Genomic DNA, 12,329 nt, shown 5'->3' with positions numbered 1-12,329 from the left:
GTGATCCACCTATATGTCGAATATAGGAGAAACGCGCATTTGAACCGTTTGTTTGAGGCTTGGCGGCTCCCTATCGTGGCGGCTCATTCAGTGATTGAGCGCAGTCAAACCCATGCCCCGTTCCCTTGTTTCGTTCTGGAAACGTGTCGCCACCAGCGGAGCCACCGTTGATGGGCGCGTGATCCTTCCCCAGGAACTGCGCGACATCGCTGAAACCTACAAGCCGTCTTTTTACACGGCTGTGATCTGGTGCGATCACGAACGCTTGCCAGGCTCCCACGGCACCGTTTACGCGGTGCGTCTGGTGGAAGAAGCCGAAGACCTGGAACCAGGCGAAGTGGCGTTGGAAGCGCAATTGAAGCCCAACGATCGGTTGCTGTATCTGAATGACCAAGGCCAGAAACTGTTCACCAGCATTGAGATCACCCCCGACTTCCGTGGCAAGGGTAAAGCCTATCTGACCGGCTTGGGCGTTACCGACCAGCCGGCGAGTGTCGGCACCCAGGAACTCTACTTTTCGCACAAGAACAGCCGCGCTTCCTATTACGCCGCCTCGGTCGAACTCGGCCGCCTTCAGGACGACAGCCTACCCACCGCCGAAACCGGACTGATCAATGCCCTGACCGGCTTTTTCAAGCGTTTCGCCGCCGACGTGCTGCCCGCCGAAACCACTCCACCCCAAACAGAGAGCAAACCCCCAATGGATGAAGCTACAGCAACGGCTTTGACGGCCCTGGTGGCCCAATTGCTGGTTGTCGCTGCCGGCCTGCAGGCCGTCATTGAACCAGCCGCCGAAGATGCGCCCGCGCCAGATTCGGACCTGATCGACGACGTGAGCGCAGCAGTGGACGAGATTGTGGCCACTGCCGAGGACGAGCGCGAATTCCGCCGCAAGAACAAGGGTAATCAGGCTGTACTTGCCAAGCTGGATGCGCTGCAGAAGCAGTTCACCGCGCTCAAAGACGCCTCGGCCGGCCGCCAGTTGCCGCGCAACGCCGGCCCAGTGACCACCACCAAAAAGAAGGTGCTCTGATATGGCCCAGCCTTTAAGCGCCCGTGGCGCCAAGCAATATGCCGAGCTGCAGGAAGCGATGGCCGAAGCCTATGGCGTCGAGCGATCGAGCCGCATGTTCAGTGTGGAACCCACGATCGCCCAGGAGCTGAACGACGCGATCACCGCCAAGGCTGATTTCCTGGAGCGTATCAACGTCGTTCCGGTGAGTGAGATCAAGGGCGAAAAAGTCTTCATCGGTGTGAATGGCCCAGTCACTGGCCGCACCAACACCAAGACCACCGATCGAGAAGCCAAGGATGCTTCGGCGCTGGACAATACTACCTACGAGCTGGCTGATACCCAGTCGGACGTTGGCCTGCCGTACGCCAAGATCGATGCCTGGGCGAAGTTCCCCGACTTCAAAGAGCGCTATTCCGCAGCGGTGCAAAAGCGTATTGCCCAAGACCGGATCGTTATCGGTTTCCACGGCACCCGTGCTGCAACTCAGACCGATTTGGCGGCTAATCCCAAGCTGCAGGATGTTAACAAAGGCTGGCTGCAGCAACTTCGCGAGCAAGCCCCGCAGCAGGTGCTCAAAGAGGGTAAGACTGCCGGTAAGGTCACGCTGGGCGCCGGTGGCGACTACGCCAACCTTGATGCCCTGGTGCACGACACCAAGCAGATGGTGGACGAAATCCTGCGCGAAGACGGCGACCTGGTCGCGATCATCGGCACCGATTTGCTCGCCGCTGACAAGGCCAAGTTGTACACCAAGCAGGGCGACACCCCGACCGAAAAGGAGCGTATCGAAAACGCCCAGGTGATCGCGACCTATGGCGGCCTGCCGGCGTTCAGCGTCCCGAACTTCCCGGTCAACGCGGTGCTGGTCACCAGCTGGGACAACCTCTCGATTTACTACCAGGACACCAGCTGGCGTAAGCAGACGATCGAGAACCCGAAGCGCTCCCGCGTTGAGGACTACAACAGCCGCAACGAAGGTTATGTGATCGAGCAACTGGAAAAGATCGCGTTCACCGAAAACGTTGAGCTGGTAGTCGCGTGAGCCTGGCCCTGGCGCACAAGCGCCGCACCCTGGCCTTGGGCAGCACTGCAGTAGCGGCGCTCGCCGCTACTGCAGGCTTGGCCTACTCCCCGGCTGATGCCCTAAGCAGCCCTGCCAACGCACGCAAACACCTGCTGTTGCAGGAAGCGGCATTGGACCAGGACCTGGAACGTATCAGCGCTATCAACGGCTTGGCCGGACGCCAGGCGCTCAAGCGCGGTGAGCTGCTGCCCAAGTACCAGGAATACGTCCAGCGCTACTGCGAATCCGGCCTGAATTTCCCGAATCGTGTTGCGGTGCAGGTCATGGTCTGGCTGTTCGATACCGCGCAGTTCGAAGACGCCCTGGAGCTTGCTGACTTCCTCATGGAACAGGGCCAGCAGATGCCGGAGCGCTTCAAGCGCCGCGACATCCAGACCTTTGTTGCCGATGCCGTGTGTGAATGGGCCTACGCGGAATACACCGCCAAGCGCAGCCCGGAACCTTACCTGTCCGACCTACTGCCGCGAGTTGATGGTGAGTGGAACCTGACCGAGCAGATCCCGAGTAAGTACCACAAGTTGATCGGCATGCGCGCCATGGAGGCCGAGCAGTGGGAGACCGCGCTCAAGCACCTGGAGCGCTCGACGGAGTTGTACGCCCAGGCCGGCAACAACACGCGCATCAAACAGATCCGCAGAACCTTGGAAAAACAAACGGCCGCTAACCCGGCCACCGAATAACCGACTACCCCCCCAGCGGGGATCTGTGGAAGTGAGCCGCCCATTTATGGACCGTCCCACTGAAAACAGACTCCCCGCCCTATTTGAGCGGCCAGCAATGAGCTTTTCCGGGAAACCCACCACCTTTGTGGAACTGACGATCGAGAACGACGGCTTCTGGCCAGACCTCTCTGTGTCCGAATTCCAAAAGGAACAACGCGTGCCGGCGGAGTACCTGGTAGAGCTGCTGGCCGACACACTGAAAAACGCTATGTTCGAGGTAAACACCGACCTTGCCAGCGTGAAAGCGGCGCTGAAGGCGGCTGGTATTTCGAATCTGGAGGCAGTTGCAGGTGTGGCGACTCCGGCCGGATGGGCTTATGCCCACAAAGTCACGCTCTATAAACGCGCCGTCTACAGCCGAGCCAAGGGCAATTCGCTGCCCCAGTTTGCCACCGTGACCCGTCGCGAGAGCGCCGAAAACACCGGCAAGGAAGCGCCTGAGCGTGCCGAAACCTTCCTGGCGTTCAGCCAGCAAGCCGTGCGTGCCCTGCAGGGCCGTGGCCGCATCACGGCGGCGTTGCTGTGATCCAGCTGCAGGCGCTGACCGCCTATCTGATGGCCCGCAACCTGGTGGAGCCTGAGCAGTTCGACAGTTGGACCGAGCAGGTCAGCCTTGAGCTGATCTGGAAACCCGACCGCGACGGCCTGCACATGGCTGACATGCGCTATCGCGCTGTGTTCTCCCTGGAACGCTTCGCCGGCAATCCGGCCAGGCTGATGGCCCTTGTGGGTAGTTGGCTGGAAACCCACGATCCTGACCGGAACCGCCACGAACTGCCGGCGCCCCTGTTTGCCGTTGAACCCCTCGACCAGGACACCTTCGACGTGGACTTGTCCCTGGAGTTCGTCGAGCCGCAATACCTCGCCCAAGACCCTGCCGGCGAGATCGAGGCATTCGGCAAAACCTGGGCCTTCGTCCCGTTCGATCTGTGGATTGCCGAGCATGGCGAGGTGGGCAGCAATGGCCGCTAACCCGCTGGACCTCGATATCAGGGGCTTGCTCGACGTCGACGCCCAGTTGGCGTTGCTTGAACTGCCTCCGCAGCTGCGCCGGCGATTGCTGAACAGAGTGACCACACGCGTGCGGACGATGAGCCGTAAGCGTGTGCGCGAGCAGAAGAACACCGACGGCACCCCGTTCGCTGAACGCAAGGGCAGCGCCAAAGGCAAAAAGAAGATGGAAGCCGGCCTGGCCAAGCTGCTGCAGGTCACCCGCGTCAGTTCGGATGAAGCCGAGCTGGGCTGGAAAAACGCCTTGACCCGTTGGGTCGCTGCCCAGCAGCACAACGGCGTCAGCGAGCGACGTACCGCTGCGCAGATGCGGCGCTGGAACAAAGTCCCACCAGGCATTGCATGCACCGACAAACAGGCCAAGCGCCTGCGCCGGCTGGGCTTTCGTGTTCGCCAGAAGGGCAAAAAGGCGCTGGCCAGGCCTTCGGTGGCATGGATTCAAGAGCATGTGAACTACGCCAAGGCCGGCTTGCTGATCCGCATCTTGAACGACGAACAAACAGAGAAAACGGGCGCGCAAAGCTGGGACATAACCTTGCCAAAACGCCAGTTCCTCGGCGTGGAAACCAACGGCGAAACCCGCGAGCTGGTTAACCAGGTCTTCGAACAAATCCTTAATTCACCCCGCTAACGAGGCACAGCATGGCACTTGGCAAAGTCAGCGTTAACAATCTCAATCTGGGCCAAGGCGCCGTGACTGAGATCGAGCGCTATTTCCTATACATCGGGCCAGGCCCGAAAACCGCTCCCAAAAACATCGGCAAACTGGTGCCGCTCAATACCGAAAGCGACCTCGATGCCGCCCTGGGTACTGCTGCAAGCGACCTGAAAACCCAGATCACCGCCGCACGATTGAACGGCGGCGATCGCTGGGCTTGTCTGGCGGCACCGATCCTGGCCGATACCGACTGGCGCGCCTCTTTGGAGAATTGCCAGCAGCAGGGCTTTTCGGTCGAGGCGGTCGTTATCACGCAGCCTGTGACCAAAGGCGACGACCTGACGGCCATGCACGACGCGGCTGTGCTGGTTAATAACGTCTACGGCCGTCGCTTGTTTGTCATGGCCGCAACTGCCAGCCCGACAGTGCTGCAGTCCTGGTCGGAATATGTGGCCGAGCAAAAGGCGATCACCGCCAACGTGGCCGCGCCGCGTGTGATGGTGGTGCCGCAGTTGCACGGCAATGACCTGGGCGTGTTGGCCGGTCGCTTGGCCAACGCTGCCGTGAGTATTGCCGACAGCCCAATGCGTGTGGCCACCGGTGCCGTAACCGGTCTCGGCAGTGTGCCGGTCGATAAAGATGGCGTGCCGCTGCCGTCCGCAATCCGTTCCGAGTTGGACAAGGCGCGCTTTTCTGTTTCCCAGACCTACCCGGACTATCCGGGTGTTTATTGGGGCGACGGCAACATGCTGGACACCCCAGGCAGCGACTACCAGGTAGTCGAATATCTGCGTCTGGCGGACAAGGCGGCGCGCCAGGTGCGGCCGCTGCTGATCCACCGTGTGGCTGATCGTCGCTTGAACAACACACCCAACAGCATGGCCGTGAATGTCAACGCGCTGATGGCGCCACTGCGCCGGATGGCCAAGTCGGTCAAGTTCGCCGGCCAGGTATTCCCAGGGGAGATCGAGACGCCCAAAGACGGCGACATCGTGCTGACCTGGAAGAGCAAAACCGCCGTCGAGGCGTACATCAAGCTCAAGCCCCACAACTGCCCGAAAGACCTCACGGCGAACATCGCCCTGGATCTTTCCAACGACGATTCGGAGTAACCCCCCATGTCACGTATTGGCGGCAAGAACTTTGACGTGAACCTGGGCGATCTGCAGGTACACGTCGAAAGCTGCACCCTGGATATCACCGACAACAGCAAGACCGCGCAAACCCGGGGCGTGCCTGACGGCTACGTCGACGGCGATGTGGCGGCGGCGGGGGAAGTTGAGCTGGACTCGACCAACTTTAACCTGGTGGTCGAAGCGGCGCGCACTGCCGGCAGCTTCCGCAAGCTGGATGCGTTCGACGTGGTGTTTTTCGCCAAGGCTGGCGACGACGAACTGCGCATCGAGGCGTTCGGCTGCAAGTTAAAGATTTCCAGTCTGCTGAGCATCGATCCGAAGGGCGGCGAGAAGACCAAGCACAAGGTGCCCTTTGAGGTTACCAGCCCGGACTTTATCCGCATCAACGGCGTGCCTTACCTGGACTCCACCGAGATCGAGGGCATTAGCTGATGGTATGCCCGTTCGATCGCGCCCAAGCCCTGGAACAACGTCAGCGGGACCAGGCTATCAACGCCCAGTTGGCCCAGGCCCGGCGTGAGTCAGCGGGCCCAAGCCTTACTCACTGCCAGGACTGTGGTAACGAGATTCCTGCAGCGCGCCAGGCGCTCGGCGGCAGGACCCGCTGTGTCCCGTGCCAGTCTTTTTTCGAAAAAGGAGTGCAGCGATGAGCACCAATCAGGCGGCTCAGGACACCGCCATCGCGCTGGCGAAGGCGTCACCTGCGATCGGTGTAGCCGCCACTGGGGCGACAGGAGCCATCGACTGGTCGGCTGTCGCCTACATGCTGACTGCCGTTTACATGGTGCTGCAGATCCTGCTGTTGGTTCCCAAGTATCGCCAGATGCTGCGCGACTGGAAGGTGAAGCCATGAGCCTGCGCGGCAAGATCGCCACCGGCGCCATCGCGCTCTGCAGCTCCACACTCGTCGTGTTCCTGGGCACCTGGGAAGGCAACGGCCAGAACATGGTTTATGCCGACAAGCTGGCCCGTGGGCTGCCAACCGTGTGCAAGGGCATCACCGGCCATACCAGCCCGTATCCGGTGGTTGTCGGTGACTACTGGTCGGATGCGCGCTGCAACGAGGTGGAGCAGCTGGTGATCAGTAAAGGCCAACTGCAGCTGGCCGACTGCATCACCAATCAGGACGTGGACCAGAACACGTTCGACGCCCTGAGCAGCCATGGCCACAACTTCGGCACGCCCAGCACATGCGCCAGTCGCGCCGTGGGCCTGATCAATGCTGGCCGTATAAAAGAGGGCTGCCAGGCGCTTGCCTGGGCACCTGACGGCAAAACACCGGTTTGGGCCTTCATCAGCAAGCCTGATGGCCAGAAGGTATTTGTTCGGGGTTTGCATAAACGCCGCTTGGCCGAGGCCGAGCTTTGTAAGGCGGGCCTGTGATGCGCGAAGGCACTTTCATCCTGGTGCTGTGCCTGGTGGCCTGGTTCGGCTTTGACCTGCTGCAGGGCCAGCGCGACACCGCACGAATCGAGCGTGACGCGGCGCTGTTTGAAGTGAACGGCCTGCGAGAGGCGGCGCGGATCAGCGGCGAAATGCTGGCTGAGCGTGACGCCATCGACCTTCAACGTACCCAGGAACTGAACCATGAACGTGCTGAAAACGATGCTCTGCGCCTTGATGTTGCTACTGGCCGTAAGCGGTTGCGCCTCAACGCCACCTGCAGCGCCCCAGTGCCCGCCAGTGCCGGCGCCGGCGGCGTGGCTGATGCAGCCACCGCCGAACTCACAACAGACGCTCGATCGGATTATTTCACCCTCAGAGATCAGCTTGCCCTCAGCCGGCAAATGATCCTGGGCCTGCAAGACCATGCCCTGCGGGTTTGCCCGCGCCAACCATAACTGACACCCAACCTTTGAACGGAGCAACACCATGACCGATACACGCGATATCACCCTGGAAGTAGGCGACAAAGAATTCACCTTCGCACTGACCCCGCAGGACGTGACGAAGTACTTCAACGCCGTTACCCAGACCAACAAGGTTTCGCCAGCCAACAACCTGCTGGTGACCACTGTTAAGCAGGAAGAACGCGCCACGCTCAAGGCCCAGTTGGGCAACCCTGTGTTGGTCATGCAACTTGCCGGCGCGCTCCTGGAAGAGTACGGCCCGGACGTTGAAATCATCGTAAAAAAGCCCTCGACCACGCTGAACGCCTGACCGAAAGCGGCCTTGGCCAACTGGTGGCCCTGGCCGGCCGCTGGCTACCAGGTGCCGAGCCCACCGCCGAGGTGATGGGCACGGCCAAGTGGCTGGAGGACGAGCATTGGCGCCGCATGGAAATCGCCATTGCTAACGGCATCGCATACGCACTCAACGGATAACGACTGATGGCTGACAAAAGCGCCCGCCTGGCTTTCATCTTGAGCCTGACTGATAAGGTCACCGCCCCGCTGGGCAAGGTCAAAACCGGGTTTTCCGACTTGGCCGAACAGAGCGAAAAGCATATCAAGACTATGGGTTTTGGTCTGGCGGGCATCACGGGCGCCTATGTCGGTATCACCCAATCCATGGAACCCGCCCTGGAGATGAACCGCGCCCTGGGCGAGGTCCGATCGCTGAACGTGGCCGAAGACGCGCTGAACTCGCTGAACCGCAAGTCGCTGGAGTTTTCCGTGGCGTACGGAGAGAACGCCCGGGATTTTGTCGCCTCGGCGTATCAGATCGAGGGCGGGATAAAGGGAATGGTCGGCAGCCAGTTGGCCACCTTCACCAATGCCAGCAACGTTTTGGCCAAGGCCACCAAGTCAGATGCGGCGACCATGGGCACCTACGTCGGCACGATGTACAACCTGTTCAAAGGCCAGGCCGACGCCATGGGGAAGGGCCAGTGGGTCGAGACCCTGGCGGGTCAGACCGCTACGGCTGTGCAGTTGTTTCGCACAAGTGGCGAGCAGATCGGCGAGGCGTTCAAGGCTGCCGGTGGCCTGGCCAGCACCGCCGGCGTAAGCCTGGCTGAGCAAATGGCTGTGCTGGGCACGCTGGGCAGCACCATGGACGGAGGGGAGGCCGGCGGCCTCTACAAATCGTTCTTTGAAAACGTCAGCGCTGCCTCTGAAAAGCTCGGCATGAAGTTCGTGGATCAGCAGGGCAAGTTGCTGCCGATGATGGACATCCTGGACAAGCTAAAAGGTAAGTTTGGCGATCTGTCGATTGAGGCGAACGGTAAACAACTGCGCGATGCGTTCGGCGGTGAAGCGGCGCGCTTGATCACCAGCCTGATGGGCGACACAGACCGCCTGAAAAACGGGATGGAACGGCTGGGCAATGTGCGTGGTTTAGAAAACGCCGAACGCATGGCCAAGAACATGGTGGACCCGTGGCAGCAGTTCGGAGCCGCTGTAGAGGCGCTGCGTATCGCGTTTGGCCAGGCGTTGATTCCGATCCTGACCCCGCTGATGGAGCGCCTGGTGGGGATTGCCAGTACGTTGACCCGCTGGACCCAGTTGTTCCCCAACATTACCCGCCTTATTGGGATCGTAACCCTGTCGTTCCTGGCGATTACCGCCGCCATGTCGTTGCTCACATTGACCGTGGGGCTTTCGAAAATGGCGTGGCTAGGGGCCATGGTGGTGTGGAACGCACTCACCTGGTCGGGTTATCGCAGCATTGCCATGTTCCTGTACCACACCGTCATGGTGGTGGGGTTCGTGGCCGGCCTGGTGCTGATGGTCGCCTGGATGGGCCTGGTCAAGGGCGCGATGTTGCTGTGGCAGGGCGCCATCTGGCTGGTCAATACCGCGTTGTTGGCCAACCCGGTGGCTTGGATCGTAATCGGCATTGTCGCGCTGGTCGCGGCCGTGGCGGCGGCGATCATCTATTGGGACGACTGGACCAGTGCCCTGCTCAACAGCGAGGCGTTCCAGTGGGTTAGCGGGCAACTGGCTGCGCTGTCGGCGTGGTTCGACTCGATGGGCGGTTGGTCGAACATGGCCAGCGCCGCGTGGGACGCCATCGTCAACGTCATTAAAAGCGCTATCAATGGCTTGATCGAGATGTTGAACAAGATCCCCGGCGTGAGCATTGAAGCGGCGTTCGGGGACATGCCGGCGGCGCCAGAGCTACCCACCATCAGTGCCCCGCAAGTGGAAGCTCCGTTGTTGCCGCAACTGGTGAGCGCGCCCCAGCAACCGATCCAGGCACCGCCCCTGGTGCTGGCTCCTACGCCAAAAGCACCGGCGCCAGTGATGCCGACGCTGGAAGCGTTGCAGCCCCCTGCAAAGGCTCCGGCCCTGGTATTGGCCCCAGCCCCGGCCATGGCCGCACCTGCAGCGTTGCAGCCGCCGGCACAGCTTCCGCCCCAGGTCCTGGCACCGGTGGCACAACCCCGCACGCCCAAGGAATTGCCGCGCACGTTGCCCAAGCTGGTGGCAGTGCCACCGGTGCAAACGCCGGCGCCGATCGGGCCGCAGCTGACTGTCCCGCAGCCGCTGCAGACGCCGCCCCTGGTCACCGCTTCCGCTCCAACGGAAAAGGCTGAGCAAAGCCAGCAGCGCATCAACGGCTCGGTATCAAGCCTGTCTCCGAAACGGCCTGACGCCGTGCCCCGGGGCGGCTTCCTGGCCAGCATCCAGAACAACAATCAAACCCAGAACAAGGGCACTCATGTGGAGAACGTCAACATTCACACCGCCAAGCAAATAAATCCGCTCGAACTGGAAGGCATGTTGGCCATGGCGGTGGGCGGATGAGCGAATACATCGATCTGTTGATCATGGACAACGACCTGGTACTGGACCCATCGCGTCAGCCGCTGCTGATCGAGGACCGGGCCAGCATCGCCCAGGACATCGCGCACATGATCCGCGAGAGCGGGTTGCTGGTGACGCTGGTGGCCGAGCGCAGCCGTCTGCGTCAGCGCGACTGCATCCAACAACTGGAACTGCTGGTAGAGGCCGACGCGCGCCTGGTGCCGGGCACGGCGTTGATTAAACAAGTGGAGTCTGGCCGCTACCTGGTCACGGCGAAAACGCTGAAATTTGGCGATATCGAGGTGACGCTGTGAGCGACGTAGATTTTAAACAAGCGCTGGCAGACAGCGGCATTCCGGTGACTGAGGACGGCTTGCGCAAGGCTTGGGAAAGCGAAGTTGCCGCGCAAGGTAGCAAGCTGAGCAACACCAGCGCCTACTCGCCGTTCTGGCGGCTGATCACCGCGCTGGTGACCAAGCCGGTGTTGTGGCTGATCAACTTTGTCAGCGGCACCGTCCTGCCCAACTTCTTTGTTAAAACCGCTGTGGGCAAGTGGCTGGACATGCTGGCCTGGGCGGTCAACGTCGAGCGCAAAGGGGCGACCAAGGCCAAAGGCGTGCTGCTGTTTACCCGCGATGTCGCCGGTGGCGTGCTGGAGCTGCCCGCCGGCGTCCTAGTGCAATCGGCTGCGATCAACGGCCATATTTACCAACTGATCACCACCCAGGCCGTGACCTTCGCGGACGGCGTACTGCAGCTGGAAGTCCCGGTAGAAGCCCAGGAAGTGGGCAGCGGCTACAACCTGGCCCCAGGTTACTACGCCATTCTGCCCGTCCCGATTGCCGGTATTGCCCAGGTGGTGAACGCGGACGGCTGGCTGATTGCTCCAGGTGCAGATCCTGAACCGGACGATCAGCTGCGTTTGCGCACACGCAACCAGTTCTCGGCGGTCAACCAGTGGCACACCGACTCGGTGTACCGCGCCATGATTTCAGCCTTCCCAGGCGTGCGGCCGGATGGCGTGTATTTCCTGCACGGCGCGCCACGTGGCCCAGGCAGCGCCAATGCCTATGTGCTGTTTGATGCGGATGTGCCGGCGGCGACTTACCTGGAGCAAATCAACGCGCATATCCGCGACCAAGGCAACCATGGCCACGGTGATGACCTGCTGGTGATGGTCATGCCTGAGACACAGCACGCGCTAAGCCTCACCTGGTGGCCACGATCGTTGCTGACCGTCGAGCAGCGCGAAAAGCTGCAGGCGGAAATTGGGCAGTTCATCCGGGCAGCCTTTCGCGAGAGCGGCACGGGCGACTATCAGCCGACGCTGACCTATCCCCAGTCACGGTTTTCGTTCAGCCGCTTGGGCGAAGAACTTCACCAGCAGTTCGCCGGCATCGAGTCGCTACATTTTGACAATGCCGACATCGTGTCAGAGCTGAGCATTCCCAGGATAAAGACCCTGCAGGTGGTGCCGGCATGATCAAGCTGAGTTTGCCTTTCTGGCTGGACGGCCCGCAGTTGGCCAAGTTGAAAGCCGCCGCCCAGTCCTGGTGGGAAAAGGTCGAAGGTTGGCTGCAGTGGCCGCTCCTGCAAATGGACGCGGACACTTGCCACCTGACCGTCCTCGATCTGCTGGCCTGGCAGCGCGATATCAGCCGTTTCAAAGACGAGCCGGAAAGCCTCTACCGGCTGCGGGTGAAGTTCGCCTTCATAAACGCGGTCGACGCCGGCAGCACGGCTGGCCTCAAACGCATCCTGCAGCGACTGGGCGTTGGCTATGTCGAGATCAACGAGCGGCTGCCCGATCGGGATTGGGACGTAGTGCTGTTGCGCCTCTCCGATTCCCAACTGTCGCAAAACCCCGAGCTGATGCGCGTGCTGATTCAACAGTACGGCCGCACCTGCCGGCGTTATGACTTCGTGACCATCACCCCCGTATCACTGCGCATCGTCGCGGTGGACTTCAACGACGACCAGCAAACACTGGTTGCCAGCCTGTAGGAGCCCCC

The 12,329-nt window shown here is 61.2% G+C and carries 18 protein-coding genes; all 18 read left to right on the top strand.

Annotated elements, in window-relative coordinates; all coding sequences use genetic code 11:
- The first annotated feature begins 112 nt into the window (after nucleotides 1-112).
- The 18 genes from FFI16_RS20395 to FFI16_RS20315 all read left to right on the top strand — a co-directional run bounded on the left by FFI16_RS20395 (nucleotide 113) and on the right by FFI16_RS20315 (nucleotide 12,321).
- Entirely contained in the window at nucleotides 113-1,033 is a 921-nt protein-coding gene (locus FFI16_RS20395; RefSeq protein WP_138816525.1) for a GPO family capsid scaffolding protein, read from the top strand.
- Between the two features lies 1 nt (nucleotide 1,034).
- Nucleotides 1,035-2,057, top strand: coding sequence for a phage major capsid protein, P2 family (locus FFI16_RS20390; protein WP_138816523.1), 1,023 nt, complete (start codon nucleotides 1,035-1,037; stop codon nucleotides 2,055-2,057).
- The gene (gpM, locus tag FFI16_RS20385; protein ID WP_138816522.1) at nucleotides 2,054-2,779 is read left to right on the top strand and encodes a phage terminase small subunit; all 726 of its coding nucleotides are present in this window, start codon (nucleotides 2,054-2,056) and stop codon (nucleotides 2,777-2,779) included. Before FFI16_RS20390 ends, gpM begins: the two co-directional genes overlap by 4 nt.
- Before the next feature lie 97 nt (nucleotides 2,780-2,876).
- Complete coding sequence (locus tag FFI16_RS20380; RefSeq protein ID WP_138816521.1) at nucleotides 2,877-3,347, top strand: head completion/stabilization protein; 471 nt, start codon at nucleotides 2,877-2,879, stop codon at nucleotides 3,345-3,347.
- The gene (locus FFI16_RS20375; protein ID WP_122527441.1) at nucleotides 3,344-3,793 is read left to right on the top strand and encodes a phage tail protein; all 450 of its coding nucleotides are present in this window, start codon (nucleotides 3,344-3,346) and stop codon (nucleotides 3,791-3,793) included. Before FFI16_RS20380 ends, FFI16_RS20375 begins: the two co-directional genes overlap by 4 nt.
- Nucleotides 3,783-4,463 carry a virion morphogenesis protein gene (locus FFI16_RS20370; RefSeq protein WP_138816519.1) on the top strand — a complete coding sequence of 227 codons (681 nt, stop codon included), beginning with the start codon at nucleotides 3,783-3,785 and terminating at the stop codon, nucleotides 4,461-4,463. Before FFI16_RS20375 ends, FFI16_RS20370 begins: the two co-directional genes overlap by 11 nt.
- A gap of 11 nt (nucleotides 4,464-4,474) precedes the next feature.
- Nucleotides 4,475-5,602, top strand: coding sequence for a DUF2586 domain-containing protein (locus FFI16_RS20365; protein ID WP_138816517.1), 1,128 nt, complete (start codon nucleotides 4,475-4,477; stop codon nucleotides 5,600-5,602).
- A 6-nt stretch (nucleotides 5,603-5,608) separates the two neighbouring features.
- Nucleotides 5,609-6,058 carry a phage protein gene (locus FFI16_RS20360; protein ID WP_053253844.1) on the top strand — a complete coding sequence of 150 codons (450 nt, stop codon included), beginning with the start codon at nucleotides 5,609-5,611 and terminating at the stop codon, nucleotides 6,056-6,058.
- Nucleotides 6,058-6,276, top strand: a complete 219-nt coding sequence (locus FFI16_RS20355; RefSeq protein ID WP_138816515.1) for a TraR/DksA family transcriptional regulator — start codon at nucleotides 6,058-6,060, stop codon at nucleotides 6,274-6,276. The genes FFI16_RS20360 and FFI16_RS20355 overlap by 1 nt, the downstream gene beginning before the upstream one ends.
- A complete protein-coding gene (locus FFI16_RS20350; RefSeq protein WP_053253846.1) occupies nucleotides 6,273-6,479 on the top strand; it encodes a hypothetical protein in 207 nt (68 codons plus the stop codon). The genes FFI16_RS20355 and FFI16_RS20350 overlap by 4 nt, the downstream gene beginning before the upstream one ends.
- Nucleotides 6,476-7,009 carry a lysozyme gene (locus FFI16_RS20345; RefSeq protein WP_138816513.1) on the top strand — a complete coding sequence of 178 codons (534 nt, stop codon included), beginning with the start codon at nucleotides 6,476-6,478 and terminating at the stop codon, nucleotides 7,007-7,009. The genes FFI16_RS20350 and FFI16_RS20345 overlap by 4 nt, the downstream gene beginning before the upstream one ends.
- Complete coding sequence (locus FFI16_RS20340) at nucleotides 7,009-7,467, top strand: lysis system i-spanin subunit Rz (protein WP_138814295.1); 459 nt, start codon at nucleotides 7,009-7,011, stop codon at nucleotides 7,465-7,467. Before FFI16_RS20345 ends, FFI16_RS20340 begins: the two co-directional genes overlap by 1 nt.
- Nucleotides 7,468-7,498: 31 nt before the next feature.
- A complete protein-coding gene (locus FFI16_RS20335; protein ID WP_138816512.1) occupies nucleotides 7,499-7,786 on the top strand; it encodes a putative phage tail assembly chaperone in 288 nt (95 codons plus the stop codon).
- 20 nt (nucleotides 7,787-7,806) lie between these two features.
- Nucleotides 7,807-7,950, top strand: a complete 144-nt coding sequence (locus FFI16_RS30930) for a hypothetical protein (RefSeq protein ID WP_370881244.1) — start codon at nucleotides 7,807-7,809, stop codon at nucleotides 7,948-7,950.
- Nucleotides 7,951-7,956: 6 nt separating this feature from the next.
- Nucleotides 7,957-10,317, top strand: a complete 2,361-nt coding sequence (locus FFI16_RS20330) for a phage tail tape measure protein (protein ID WP_138816511.1) — start codon at nucleotides 7,957-7,959, stop codon at nucleotides 10,315-10,317.
- Nucleotides 10,314-10,631, top strand: a complete 318-nt coding sequence (locus FFI16_RS20325) for a DUF2590 family protein (RefSeq protein WP_069553415.1) — start codon at nucleotides 10,314-10,316, stop codon at nucleotides 10,629-10,631. The genes FFI16_RS20330 and FFI16_RS20325 overlap by 4 nt, the downstream gene beginning before the upstream one ends.
- On the top strand, nucleotides 10,628-11,800 hold the full coding sequence (locus FFI16_RS20320; protein ID WP_138814297.1) for a baseplate J/gp47 family protein: 1,173 nt from the start codon (nucleotides 10,628-10,630) through the stop codon (nucleotides 11,798-11,800). Before FFI16_RS20325 ends, FFI16_RS20320 begins: the two co-directional genes overlap by 4 nt.
- A complete protein-coding gene (locus FFI16_RS20315) occupies nucleotides 11,797-12,321 on the top strand; it encodes a phage tail protein (protein ID WP_069553413.1) in 525 nt (174 codons plus the stop codon). Before FFI16_RS20320 ends, FFI16_RS20315 begins: the two co-directional genes overlap by 4 nt.
- Nucleotides 12,322-12,329: the final 8 nt, after the last annotated feature.

It is taken from the genome of Pseudomonas sp. KBS0710 (assembly GCF_005938045.2).
Classification (GTDB): domain Bacteria; phylum Pseudomonadota; class Gammaproteobacteria; order Pseudomonadales; family Pseudomonadaceae; genus Aquipseudomonas.
Note: the sequence above shows the minus strand (reverse complement) of the source record. Positions and strands in the feature narration are given on the sequence as shown.

Bases quoted from the DNA above. Each gene is read 5' to 3' on its own strand.
- FFI16_RS20380 (WP_138816521.1), top strand. From the start codon at position 2,877: ATGAGCTTTTCCGGGAAACCCACCACCTTTGTGGAACTGACGATCGAG.
- FFI16_RS20370 (WP_138816519.1), top strand. From the start codon at position 3,783: ATGGCCGCTAACCCGCTGGACCTCGATATCAGGGGCTTGCTCGACGTC.
- FFI16_RS20395 (WP_138816525.1), top strand. From the start codon at position 113: ATGCCCCGTTCCCTTGTTTCGTTCTGGAAACGTGTCGCCACCAGCGGA.
- FFI16_RS20345 (WP_138816513.1), top strand. From the start codon at position 6,476: ATGAGCCTGCGCGGCAAGATCGCCACCGGCGCCATCGCGCTCTGCAGC.
- FFI16_RS20325 (WP_069553415.1), top strand. From the start codon at position 10,314: ATGAGCGAATACATCGATCTGTTGATCATGGACAACGACCTGGTACTG.
- FFI16_RS20365 (WP_138816517.1), top strand. From the start codon at position 4,475: ATGGCACTTGGCAAAGTCAGCGTTAACAATCTCAATCTGGGCCAAGGC.
- FFI16_RS20330 (WP_138816511.1), top strand. From the start codon at position 7,957: ATGGCTGACAAAAGCGCCCGCCTGGCTTTCATCTTGAGCCTGACTGAT.
- FFI16_RS20350 (WP_053253846.1), top strand. From the start codon at position 6,273: ATGAGCACCAATCAGGCGGCTCAGGACACCGCCATCGCGCTGGCGAAG.
- FFI16_RS20315 (WP_069553413.1), top strand. From the start codon at position 11,797: ATGATCAAGCTGAGTTTGCCTTTCTGGCTGGACGGCCCGCAGTTGGCC.
- FFI16_RS20390 (WP_138816523.1), top strand. From the start codon at position 1,035: ATGGCCCAGCCTTTAAGCGCCCGTGGCGCCAAGCAATATGCCGAGCTG.
- FFI16_RS20355 (WP_138816515.1), top strand. From the start codon at position 6,058: ATGGTATGCCCGTTCGATCGCGCCCAAGCCCTGGAACAACGTCAGCGG.
- FFI16_RS20335 (WP_138816512.1), top strand. From the start codon at position 7,499: ATGACCGATACACGCGATATCACCCTGGAAGTAGGCGACAAAGAATTC.
- FFI16_RS20360 (WP_053253844.1), top strand. From the start codon at position 5,609: ATGTCACGTATTGGCGGCAAGAACTTTGACGTGAACCTGGGCGATCTG.
- FFI16_RS20340 (WP_138814295.1), top strand. From the start codon at position 7,009: ATGCGCGAAGGCACTTTCATCCTGGTGCTGTGCCTGGTGGCCTGGTTC.